Origin of the sequence: Enterobacter sp. NFIX58, assembly GCF_900110475.1 — a bacterium.
Lineage (GTDB): Bacteria > Pseudomonadota > Gammaproteobacteria > Enterobacterales > Enterobacteriaceae > Enterobacter > Enterobacter quasiroggenkampii.
In genome coordinates, this window is sequence record NZ_FODW01000001.1 from 380,526 (window position 1) to 392,471 (window position 11,946).

The window sequence follows — 11,946 nt, forward strand, 5'->3', positions numbered from 1 at the left end:
TGGTTTGATGAATGTCTTAATGCAAAGTATATAAAATTAAAATTATTAATCAGGCGTTAAGTAAGCTATTCTTGGCGGCGTTATATGCCTTTAAGATTATTTATCCATAATTCGCGTGAATATTATTTAGGAAACTAAATAGATATTTAATGATTATCTGGATTCGCCCGGTGTGAATACACCGGGTTTTTTATGGCAAAAAAAAGCCCGGACACGCCGGGCTGAGAAACTAGTCGCTGGTCGATTTTTCGGCTTTACCCGCCAGCTGCGCCAGGAAGTCATACCGTTTTTGCAGATCGGCCGCGGCGTCTTTCCATAGCTGTTCGGCCACTTCCGGCTGCTGCGCGTTAAGGCGACGGAAGCGCTGTTCCTGCATTAACGTCTCGGCCAGGGCATCTGACGGTGGACGAGAGTCCAGCGCCAGCGGTAACTTACCTTCGTCCGCACGGCGCGGGTCGAACCGGTACAGCGGCCAGAAGCCGGTCGCGGTCAGCTGTCGCATTTGATCGTGGCTGAGTGCCAGGTCGTAGCCATGCTCTTCACACGGGCTGTAGGCAATGATCAGCGACGGGCCTGGATACGCTTCCGCTTCCTGGATAGCCTTCACCGTCTGGTTAAGCTGGGCACCCAGCGAGATTTGTGCGACGTAAACGTGACCGTACATCATCATGCTCACGCCGAGATCTTTACGTGCCTTGCGTTTGCCGTGTTCACCGAATTTCGTCACAGCGCCTAACGGTGTGGCTTTAGACGCCTGACCACCGGTGTTGGAATAACACTGCGTATCCAGAACCAGGATATTGACGTTTTCGGTCAGGCTCAACACGTGATCCAGTCCACCAAAGCCGATGTCGTAAGCCCAGCCGTCACCGCCAATCAGCCAGATTGATTTTTCAACCAGCGCGTCCGCGTCGGTCAGCAGCTGTTCAGCGCCCGCCACGCCCTGAAGCGCCTGACGTAGCTCAGCAACCTGCTCACGACGTACCTCTGGCGTCGCGTCCGCATGAAGCGCGTCATTGAGCTCAGCAGGGATCTGCCCGGCAAACTGTTCCAGCAGGCGCATCACGCGTGCGCGGTGCTGGTCAACGGTCAGGCGGAAGCCCAGGCCAAATTCGGCGTTGTCCTCAAACAGCGAGTTTGCCCACGCAGGACCGCGACCGTTGGCGTCAGTGGTGTACGGCGTGGAGGGCAGGTTACCGCCATAGATAGATGAGCAGCCGGTAGCGTTGGCAATCAGCATCCTGTCACCGTACAGCTGGGTAAGCAGCTTGATGTACGGCGTTTCACCGCAGCCTGAACAGGCGCCGGAGTATTCAAACAGCGGCGTGATCAGCTGCGAAGTGCGAATATCAATGCGTTCCAGTTTGCTGCGATCGATTTCCGGCAGATTCAGGAAGAAGTCATAATTAACCTTCTCCTCTTCAACATGCTCCAGACGCGACATCATATTGATGGCTTTGATCTCCGGGTTCTGCCTGTCTTTCGCCGGACAGACCTCGACGCACAGATTACAGCCGGTGCAATCTTCCGGTGCGACCTGCAGAACGTATTTCTGTCCGCGCATATCGCGTGATTTCACATCCAGCGAATGCAGGCTGGCCGGCGCGGCCTCCATCTCTTCCGGTGACACCACTTTGGCGCGAATGGCAGAGTGCGGGCAGGCCGCCACGCAGTGGTTGCACTGGGTACACAGTTCCTCCTTCCAGATGGGGATCGCCTCGGCGATGTTTCGTTTTTCCCAGCGGGTGGTGCCCATCGGCCAGGTGCCATCTGGCGGCAGCGCAGAGACGGGCAGGGCATCACCCAGCCCGGCCAGCATTGCCGCCGTCACGGTCTTCACGAAATCAGGCGCCGCATCGGACACGACAGGAGGGCGGTTCGGGCTTGCGGCGTTGACCGGCTGCAGAGGCACCTCGAACAGCGACTCGCGCGCCAGCGCCAGCGCCTGCCAGTTACGTTCGACCAACTCCTGGCCCTTGCTGCTATAGCTTTTGGCAATCGCGCCCTGCAGTTCCGCCAGCGCGCTGTCGCCCGGCAGGATATTTGTCAGATGGAAGAAGGCCATCTGCATAACGGTATTGATACGCGCGGCAAGGCCACATTCGCGGGCAATTTTTGCCGCGTTCACCACATAGAAACGGGCTTTTTTCTGGTTTAGCACCGCCTGAACTTCCTGCGGCAGGCGCGACCAGACCTCATCTGCGCTGTATGGCGTATTCAGGAGGAAAATACCGCCAGGCTTCAGGCGCTCGGCCATCTGGTATTTATCGATAAACTGCAGCTGGTGACAGCCAACAAAATCAGCCTGAGAAATAAGATACGCAGAGCGGATGGGCTGTTCGCTCACCCGCAGGTGGGAAACGGTCAGACCGCCGGCTTTCTTGGAGTCATAGACGAAGTATCCCTGGGCGTACCACGGCGTGGAGTTCCCGATGATTTTGATGTTGTTTTTGGTCGCAGAGACGCTGCCGTCACTGCCCAGACCATAGAACAGCGCCTCGAGTTTTGCGGTTGAGGGCAGGGTGTTTTCCGGCAACGACAGGGACAGATTGGTCACATCATCATAAATGCCGACGGTAAAGCGCGGCTTGGGCTTCGCTTCGCTGAGCTCGTTGAATACCGCCAGCACGCAGTCCGGTCCGAACTCTTTGGAGGACAAACCATACCGCCCTCCGATCACGCGCGGCAGCGTTTCACGTTCGCCTTGATTAAAGGCTTCGGCCAGGGCCGTCATCACATCCAGATACAGCGGCTCCGCCTGGGCGCCCGGCTCTTTGGTGCGATCGAGCACCGCAACGGTACGCGCGCTCTCCGGCAGTGCCGAAAGTAGATGTTTCGCCGAGAACGGCCGATAGAGACGCACTTTAAGCACGCCAACCTTTTCGCCGCGCGTCAGCAGCTCGTCAACAACTTCCTCGCAGGTGCCAATGGCAGAGCCCATCAACACAATGACCCGTTCCGCCTGCGGATGGCCATAATACTCAAAGGGTTTGTATTCCCGACCGGTCGCGGCGGCAAAGTCATTCATCGCCTGTTCAACATGGTCGTAAACCGCGTTGTACCACGGGTTCGTGGCCTCACGGGACTGGAAATAGGTATCCGGGTTCGCCGACGTGCCGCGAATCACCGGGTGTTCCGGATTCAGGGCGCGGGCGCGATGCGCGTCGATATCCGCCTGCGGGAGGAGATTCAGGATTGTCTCGTCAGCCAGCGGGACGATTTTGTTAATTTCGTGAGAGGTGCGGAAACCATCAAAGAAATGAATAAACGGCACCCGGCTTTTGAGCGTGGCGATATGCGAAATTAAGGCAAAGTCCTGGGCTTCCTGAACGCTGCTGGCGCACAGCATCGCGCAGCCGGTCTGGCGCACGGCCATCACGTCTGAGTGATCGCCAAAGATAGAGAGCGCGTGGGTGGCAACGGTCCGCGCCGCGACGTGCAGAACGAAGGGGGTCAGTTGCCCGGCGAGTTTGTAGAGCGTCGGGATCATTAACAACAATCCCTGAGAAGAGGTGAAAGACGTGGAAAGCGCGCCGGTCTGAAGCGCGCCGTGCACCGTGGCAATCGCACCGGCTTCAGACTGCATCTCAACCACTCTCGGGACATCGCCCCAGACGTTTTTTAACCCGTTACCCGCCCAGGCGTCTGCCTGCTCAGCCATGGTCGAACTTGGCGTAATCGGGTAGATGGCGATAACTTCACTGGTGCGAAACGCGACTGAGGCAACTGCACCATTACCGTCAATAGTTTGCATAGGACAATACCCTTACATTGCGCAAAAAATAGGGGTCTGTATTACGACGACAAACCCTGAATATTATCTGTGTATTCTAGCAAACGGGGGATTTTACGATTTTCGCTTTTGTGTCCTCGGTATTCTCGCCATCAATGAGTAGATCAAACTTTTGGCGAAAAAATTGCGAGAAATTGTTTCTGAAGCGCATAAATACGCACTTCCGCTCTCGACGACACGGGATGGGATGCCTATTATGCATAGGTTTCGCATTATTCATGGGGGAGAGAGCATGCGCTCAGCATTTTGGGTAGGGTGTGCCGCATTATTGTTGTCGGCATGTAGCAGTGAACCCGTTCAGCAGGCAACGGCAGCCCACGTGGCGCCGGGAATGAAAGCGGCGATGTCCAGCTCGGGTCAGGCTAACTGCGCGATGATTGGCGGCTCGCTGTCGGTTGCCCGCCAGCTTGATGGTTCTGCGATTGGGATGTGCGCCTTGCCAAACGGCAAACGCTGTAGTGAACAGTCGCTTGCCGTTGGAAGCTGCGGTAACTACTGATTATTCTACACGCTTAAACATCAGCGTTTTATCGGCTGTCGCCAGCGTTAACTGGTCTTCCGTCAGGTCGACCTGCGCCCCTTTGCGCAGCATGTCGCCGATGGCCTGATCCAGCTCATTCAGCTGCGGTTCAGTACAGAGCTTGCGCGTCATGGCCAGCGTTTTCACTTTAAGCTCGCCTTCGGACAATTTCCCCTGTCCGTTGAAGCGGTTACACATCTGGCCAGAAACGCTGATGTTATTCACCAGGCTGATATCAGGCAGGGCACTAAAACTGATCTCAGGTTGCGTTGTCGCGGTCTTAACCGCCTTACCGTTCACGTTTTCCAGCACAAAGCGGTGGTTCTGAAGTTGCTCCGGCTGAACGGAGGCTTTACCCGGATTAACGCACCCGGTAAGGGCAAGACTGATAACACTTAACGCAATGAGCTTTTTCATTTTTCTTCTCAAACTATAAATACTGTGAATCTTTTTCCAGTGTAACGATACTCTGCCGTGCGTTAATGGGGTTTATCTGAAAGTGCGGGGGGAAGGAGACGGGCAACGCTGCGGTTGCCCGGGATGAAGTTAATGCGATTTAAACCCTGCTGCCGTCATCAGCATACGGAAGAGCATACTGACCGCAGCCAGCGCCAGTACGCTGCCGCCCCAGATAATGGCCAGCCACAGCAATCTTTTCCAGACCGATTGTTGCATCAGTGATAACCCTCCCCATGCTGAACTTTGCCGCGGAAAACGTAGTAACTCCAGAAGGTGTAGACCAGAATTACGGGAATGATCAACAGCGCGCCGACCAGCATAAAGCCCTGGCTTTGCGTCGGTGCGGCGGCCTGCCACAGGGTGATCGACGGTGGAATAATATGCGGCCAGATGCTGATCCCCAGCCCGCTAAAGCCGAGGAATATCAGCCCCAGCGTCAGGATAAACGGACGGCTATGGCTGGCTGGATTATTCAGGCAGCGCCACTGGTACAGGCTAAAAATCACCACCAGAGCAGGGACGGGCAGCAGATAAAACAGGTTCGGCAGCGTAAACCAGCGCGCGGCGATGGCCGGTTGCGCCAGCGGCGTCCAGAGGCTAATGGCGGCAATAAACGCCAGCAGCACGATTAACAGTGTTTTCGATACTTCACGCATCCGCTGTTGCAACGTGTTTTCGCTTTTCATCACCAGCCAGGTCGAGCCTAACAGCGCGTAGGCTACCACCAGGCCCGCGCCGCAAAACAGGTTAAACGCGGTAAACCAGTCAAAGGGGCCGCCGGTATAGGCCCGGCCGGTGACGGTAAAGCCGTTAATGACGGCGCCCACCGTCACGCCCTGGGTAAACGTCGCCAGAATGGAACCACCTATAAACGCCTTATCCCAGAACGGACGGTGCGCCGGCGTGGCTTTAAAGCGAAACTCAAATGCCACCCCGCGGAAAATAAGTCCGATCAGCATTAATGTCAGCGGAATGGTCAGGGCATCAACGATGACCGCATAGGCCAGCGGGAATGCGCCAAACAGGGCGGCACCGCCCAGCACCAGCCAGGTTTCATTCCCGTCCCAGACCGGCGCGACGCTGTTGACCATCACGTCGCGATCGTCGGCGTTTTGCGTGGCCGGGAACAGAATGCCGATCCCCAGATCAAAACCGTCCATCACGATATACATCAGCGTGGCAAAGACGATGATCACAAACCAGATAATGGAAAGATCGATACCCATTATGGCTGCTCCTTATGTTCAGTTGTGACGGCAGAAAGCGGGCGCGCCGGACGTCCATCGGACTCGGTGGCGAAAGACTCATGCGGCTGCGGGCCTTTTCGGATGAGGCGCACCATATAGCTGTAACCCACGCCGAATACCGATGTGTAAACGATGAAGAAGGCCAGCAGGCTCACGCTCATATGCAAATCACCATGGGCAGAAACCGCATCCTTCGTTCGCTGAAGCCCATAGACCACCCACGGCTGGCGGCCCACTTCCGTGGTGATCCACCCGGCCAGAATGGCAATCAGCCCGGATGGCCCCATCAGCAGCGCAAACCACAGGAAAGGGCGCGATGAATAAACGCGCTTTTTATAGCGCAGCCAGAGTGCCGTTACCCCAAGCAGCAACATCAGCATGCCCAGGCCCGCCATAATGCGGAACGACCAGAAGACGATGGTGGAATTCGGGCGGTCTTCCTTTGAAAACTCTTTCAGCGCCGGAACCTGTTTATCCAGACTGTGCGTCAGAATAAGGCTGCCGAGCGCGGGGATCTCCAGTCCAAAGCGGGTGCGCTCCTGCTCCATATCCGGCCAGCCAAACAGCAGCAGCGGGGTCGGCTCACCCGGCGGGTTTTCCCAATGGCCCTCAATGGCGGCGATCTTCGCGGGTTGGTGCTTTAAGGTGTTCAGCCCGTGCATATCGCCAACCACGGCCTGGATGGGGGCGACAATCAGCGTCATCCACAGCGCCATCGAAAACATTGCCCGGATGGCGGGGGTATTATTCCCGCGCAGCAGATGCCATGCCGCGGATGCGCCGACAAACAGGGCGCTGCTCAGGAACGCGGCTATCGACATGTGCAGCAGGCGGTAAGGGAAGGAGGGGTTAAACACCACCGCGAACCAGTCAACCGGTACCACCTGACCGTTGACGATCTCATAGCCCTGCGGGGTCTGCATCCAGCTGTTTGAAGAGAGGATCCAGAAGGTAGAGATGATGGTCCCCAGCGCGACCATGCAGGTAGCGAAGAAGTGTAGCCCAGGCCCCACTTTGTTCCAGCCGAACAGCATTACGCCGAGGAATCCGGCTTCGAGGAAGAAGGCGGTAAGCACTTCGTAGGTCAGAAGCGGGCCGGTAATACTGCCCGCAAACTGTGAAAAGCCGCTCCAGTTGGTGCCAAACTGGTAGGCCATCACCAGCCCGGAGACCACGCCCATGCCAAAGTTGACGGCAAAAATCTTCGACCAGAAATGGTACAGTGAGCGCCAGACCGGATTTTTTGTTTTCAGCCACAGCCCTTCGAGCACGGCAAGGTAGCTTGCGAGACCAATAGTGATGGCCGGGAAAATAATGTGAAAGGATACGGTAAAGGCAAACTGTATCCGCGCAAGGTGAAAAGCATCCAAACCAAACATGCAAAACTCCGCGATGTAATTATGTCGATGCCATTCTAAGCCGCGCCAGCTCTGGGTTGCAGAAACAGACCCGGCATATTTACCTATAACAGTTTGCCAGTGTATTGTTTATAGATGTGCTTAAAGTCCGCTTTCCGCTAATGACTTTGCTCGAGTAATTGCTCCAGCATTAAATATGGGGTGCTCGTAGTGATCGGTTATGTCACTCACGCGGTAAATTTTCCACTTTCCGTCTTCACGACGCATATAGACTTCAAGATTAAGAAACCCGCCGTTCTCAATACCAATCCTGACAGGAAGAACTTCGCCATTGATGAACTGATGCGCCACACCAACCTCAAGCCCCTTCACCCAGGATGGATCATAATCCTGAATATAAGCGAAATAATCTGACCCCAGGATTTCCTGCTCAGGAATAGACTCTATCTCGTTAAGTCGGGATAGCGTATCTGCCGCAACGTACTCTCTAAGCTGAGGGTATTCACCATCACTTTCCGCAAAAAACGTCAGATAGTTGGAGTAAAATTCTTCCACCCGTTCGGCAGCATTCTGCTGAGGTACGCACGTACAAGCTGATAATAATAACGCAAGAGTAATTATAATCCCCCTCATCATCGACTCATCCTGTAAATCTTATAGGTTGGTTGTGCGCGGCGGTAACCTGGCCCAGGGTACATACTGAGCTGGGTAAAATCTGAGATCCACTGGGTGCCGTCGAACATTGTCATATGGCCGCTTGAATTTCCCCCTGGATAGGGCTGAATTACAGCGACATCTCCGCTAAGCAACGTCGAACCGGGAGGAACCTCCCTAAAACCTGCACGCAAAAGTTTTGGTCCATAATCCTTCGCATCATGTGTGCGTTCAAGCGTAATGCCGGCAGCGATTATGGCACGACGTGTAAACTTCGCGCATTCGTTATGAGAGTGTCCAAGCGCATGCGAGCGGAGGTAAGAAACAGCCGCGTCTTTATTCCAACTCATTGATAATTCCTTTCTGTAAGGTAAGGGCGCAATTCCTGCTTGAGCAAGACAAGTAGCAGAGTGTTCATTAACCTGTTGTTAATACTCTGTGGTTGGTGAGATGAGTAGGCAAAAAATGTTATATATTATATTTCATGGGGTTATGTGTTTATGGTCGAGGTTTGTAAACATCAATATTTAAAAAACTGGACGAGCATCAGGGAATAAAAACATTCTTTTTATGAATTTTCCGCATTAAACCGCTTGCTTTGTCGTCAGCGCCGTGCGTTAATGGTCTTCTGGTTTTGAGTCCAAATAAATATCTGACGTAGTTTTTAAAGCAGTTCTCATCACGTTGTGCCTCTCCGCAGCCTCTCTTGGGTCTTTATCTACATTCCGATTCGTTTTGTTTAAAACCATTATGCCCAATCGGCCCATTAGTAATTTACGTTTTAACGTTTCAGGAGAATCCTATGACTTCTTATATCCATTTTCGCTGCCCATGCTGCCATGGTTCGCAGTACCGTACCTCAGCCTTTGACGTGTCTGAGAAAAACCCGTTTGGCGCGAAATGCATTTTTTGCAAATCGCCGATGATCACGCTCGACCACCTGGCCGCCGCGCATTCCGCTCAGAGCCACGTGACCGAATACCGTAAGTAATTCATCTTCCAGACTATAACAGTTAGCTAAATCTTCTCTTTTTCTCCTGCTGATATACACTGTCGGTCATAAGGAGAATCTGATGAAAAAATACCAGCGTCTGGCGCAACAAATTATCTCGCAGATTGAGCTTGGCGTATGGCTGCCGGGCGATAAGCTGCCTTCCCTGCGAGAGCAGGTGGCAAGCAGCGGCATGAGTTTTATGACCGTTGGCCACGCGTATCAGATGCTGGAAAGTCAGGGGCGCATCGTCGCCAGACCGCAGTCGGGCTATTACGTTGCCTCGCGCCCGACCGCACAACAGCCTGCGCCACCCGCTCAGGTGATGCGTGACGAAGCGGTGGATATCAATACCTATATCTTCGATGTCTTACAGGCCAGCCGTGACCCCTCCGTAGTTCCCTTTGCTTCCGCGTTTCCCGATCCCCGGCTTTTCCCGCTTCAGCAGCTCAACCGCTCGCTGGCTAACGTCAGTAAAACCGCGACGGCGATGAGCGTGATTGAGAACCTGCCGCCGGGTAACGTCGATCTCCGCCACGCCATTGCCCGTCGTTACGCGCAGCAGGGGATGAACATCTCTCCGGAAGAGATCGTGATCACCGCAGGCGCGCTCGAGGCGCTGAATCTTAGCCTGCAGGCGGTGACCGAGCCGGGTGACTGGGTGATTGTCGAAAACCCCTGTTTCTACGGCGCGCTGCAGGCGCTGGAACGCCTGAAGCTTAAAGCGTTGTCGATTGCGACAGACGTCCGCGAGGGGATCGATCTCAACGCCCTTGAACAGGCGCTGAATGAGTACCCGGTTAAAGCCTGCTGGATCATGACCAACAGCCAAAACCCGCTCGGCTTCACGCTGAGCGCGGAGAAAAAAGCGCAGCTTGTCGCGCTGTTAACGCAGCACAACGTCCCGCTGATTGAAGATGACGTCTACAGCGAGCTCTATTTTGGCCGCGAAAAGCCGCTCCCGGCGAAAGCGTGGGATCGTCAGGACATGACGCTTCACTGCTCGTCCTTTTCAAAATGTCTGGTGGCCGGTTTTCGCATCGGCTGGGTGGCGGCAGGAAAACACGCGCGTCGCATTCAGCAGCTGCAACTGATGAGCACGCTCTCAACCAGTTCTCCCATGCAGCTGGCGCTGGTGGATTACCTGGCGACCAAACGCTACGACGCCCACCTGCGCCGCCTGCGGCGTACGCTGGCCGAGCGCAAGCAGCAGGCCTGGCAGTCACTTCTGCGCCATATGCCTGCCGGTGTCAAAATTCACCATAACGACAGCGGCTACTTTTTATGGCTGGAATTGCCGGCACCGCTGGATGCGGGGCTGCTGAGCGAAAAGGCCTTAACGCACCACATCAGCATTGCCCCGGGAAAGATGTTTTCCACCTCTGACGCGTGGACGCCGTTCTTTCGATTTAATACTTCCTGGGCCTGGGGAGAGCGGGAAGAGCAGGCGGTCATTCAGTTAGGAAAATTAATTAGCACGATGCTGGAATAATCCTTTCTCCGTTTTTTAAATAATCAATTCTTATCCTGATGACGGCACTGCGAATATTTCGTGGTGACCTGTCATAGGAAATCTGCATACCGTCTCTCGCGCCTAACTCCTTGTCTATAATCCAGTTAACGGGGAATGCGCCCTCGGTCACACCTTGATGAAATTTCCTGAAGCCGTACGGTGCGGCGCATTTGCGCGGTCTACGTTTAATAAGGGAGATATTTTTACGGCACGGCTGCCGCTAAATTTCATTGCGACAGGAGTAACTCTTATGAGCAAAAATTTTGCCCGCAGCAGCCTGTGTGCGCTCGGCATGACCATCATGACAGCGCAAGCCGCAGAACCCCCCAAGGCCATTGGCGACGGGGAAGGTCGACTGGATATTATCGCCTGGCCGGGATACATCGAGCGGGGGCAGACGGATAAAAACTACGACTGGGTCACCCAGTTTGAAAAAGAGACCGGGTGTGCGGTCAACGTCAAAACGGCAGCCACGTCGGATGAAATGGTCAGCCTGATGGCGAAAGGGGGATACGATCTGGTGACCGCCTCAGGTGATGCCTCACTGCGGCTGATCATGGGCAAACGCGTCCAGCCGATTAACCCGGATCTTATCCCCAACTGGAAAACCCTCGACGAACGGATTGTGAAAGGGGAATGGTTTAACGTCGGGGGCAAGGTCTACGGCACACCATACCAGTGGGGGCCAAACCTGCTGATGTACAACACCAAAACCTTCCCGACGCCGCCGGACAGCTGGAGCGTGGTCTTTACTAAACAGGATCTGCCGGACGGGAAAACCAATCAGGGACGCGTGCAGGCGTATGACGGCCCGATTTACATCGCCGATGCCGCGCTGTTCGTTAAAGCCACGCAGCCGCAGCTGGGTATTAAAGACCCGTACCAGCTCACCGAAGCACAGTATGCCGCCGTGCTTAAGGTGCTTCGCGACCAGCATGCCCTGATTCACCGCTACTGGCACGACACCACCGTCCAGATGAGCGACTTCAAAAACGAAGGCGTCGTGGCCTCCAGCGCCTGGCCGTATCAGGCGAATGCGCTGAAGGCCGAGAACCAGCCCATTGCCACCGTCTTCCCGAAAGAGGGGGTGACAGGCTGGGCGGACACCACCATGCTCCACGCACAAGCTAAACACCCGATGTGCGCCTACAAATGGATGAACTGGTCGCTGACGCCGAAAGTGCAGGGCGATCTGGCAGCATGGTTTGGTTCCCTGCCTGTGGTTCCGGAAGGGTGTAAAGCCAGCACGCTGCTGGGCGATAAAGGCTGCGAAACAAACGGTTATAACGAGTTCGACAAAATCATGTTCTGGAAAACCCCCATCGCAGAAGGCGGCAAATTTGTCCCTTACAGCCGCTGGACGCAGGATTACATCGCCATCATGGGCGGTCGTTAATTGCCCGGGAGCAGA

General features: G+C 54.9%; 11 protein-coding genes. 4 read left to right on the forward strand and 7 right to left on the reverse strand.

The window, feature by feature from the left end:
- Positions 1-229 precede the first annotated feature (229 nt).
- Positions 230-3,754: a pyruvate:ferredoxin (flavodoxin) oxidoreductase gene (nifJ, locus tag BMW97_RS01900; RefSeq protein ID WP_045908841.1), complete on the reverse strand. Its 3,525-nt coding sequence runs from the start codon at positions 3,752-3,754 to the stop codon at positions 230-232.
- Between the two features lie 271 nt (positions 3,755-4,025).
- Here nifJ and BMW97_RS01905 point away from each other — a divergent pair, with 271 nt between their 5' ends.
- The gene (locus tag BMW97_RS01905; protein WP_023312003.1) at positions 4,026-4,292 is read left to right on the forward strand and encodes a putative hemolysin; all 267 of its coding nucleotides are present in this window, start codon (positions 4,026-4,028) and stop codon (positions 4,290-4,292) included.
- Here the strand turns inward: BMW97_RS01905 and hslJ are convergent, their stop codons facing one another.
- From hslJ to BMW97_RS01935, 6 genes are all read right to left on the reverse strand, one after another.
- Positions 4,293-4,730 (reverse strand): heat shock protein HslJ, encoded by a 438-nt coding sequence (gene hslJ, locus BMW97_RS01910; protein ID WP_045908840.1) that lies wholly within the window; start codon positions 4,728-4,730, stop codon positions 4,293-4,295.
- A gap of 129 nt (positions 4,731-4,859) precedes the next feature.
- Positions 4,860-4,988 (reverse strand): DUF2474 domain-containing protein, encoded by a 129-nt coding sequence (locus tag BMW97_RS01915; protein ID WP_045326591.1) that lies wholly within the window; start codon positions 4,986-4,988, stop codon positions 4,860-4,862.
- Entirely contained in the window at positions 4,988-5,998 is a 1,011-nt protein-coding gene (cydB, locus tag BMW97_RS01920; RefSeq protein ID WP_045908839.1) for a cytochrome d ubiquinol oxidase subunit II, read from the reverse strand. Before cydB ends, BMW97_RS01915 begins: the two co-directional genes overlap by 1 nt.
- Positions 5,998-7,398 carry a cytochrome ubiquinol oxidase subunit I gene (locus BMW97_RS01925; RefSeq protein ID WP_045908838.1) on the reverse strand — a complete coding sequence of 467 codons (1,401 nt, stop codon included), beginning with the start codon at positions 7,396-7,398 and terminating at the stop codon, positions 5,998-6,000. The genes cydB and BMW97_RS01925 overlap by 1 nt, the downstream gene beginning before the upstream one ends.
- A gap of 120 nt (positions 7,399-7,518) precedes the next feature.
- Positions 7,519-8,013: a YqhG/Tai3 family protein gene (locus BMW97_RS01930; protein ID WP_233100163.1), complete on the reverse strand. Its 495-nt coding sequence runs from the start codon at positions 8,011-8,013 to the stop codon at positions 7,519-7,521.
- Complete coding sequence (locus BMW97_RS01935) at positions 8,010-8,381, reverse strand: hypothetical protein (protein ID WP_045908837.1); 372 nt, start codon at positions 8,379-8,381, stop codon at positions 8,010-8,012. The genes BMW97_RS01930 and BMW97_RS01935 overlap by 4 nt, the downstream gene beginning before the upstream one ends.
- 452 nt (positions 8,382-8,833) lie before the next feature.
- Here BMW97_RS01935 and BMW97_RS01940 point away from each other — a divergent pair, with 452 nt between their 5' ends.
- From BMW97_RS01940 to ydcS, 3 genes are all read left to right on the forward strand, one after another.
- A complete protein-coding gene (locus BMW97_RS01940; RefSeq protein WP_032645155.1) occupies positions 8,834-9,022 on the forward strand; it encodes a cold shock small protein YmcF in 189 nt (62 codons plus the stop codon).
- A gap of 82 nt (positions 9,023-9,104) precedes the next feature.
- Entirely contained in the window at positions 9,105-10,514 is a 1,410-nt protein-coding gene (locus BMW97_RS01945; protein WP_032674890.1) for an aminotransferase-like domain-containing protein, read from the forward strand.
- Between the two features lie 271 nt (positions 10,515-10,785).
- Complete coding sequence (gene ydcS / locus BMW97_RS01950; protein WP_024907240.1) at positions 10,786-11,931, forward strand: putative ABC transporter substrate-binding protein YdcS; 1,146 nt, start codon at positions 10,786-10,788, stop codon at positions 11,929-11,931.
- Positions 11,932-11,946 lie beyond the last annotated feature (15 nt).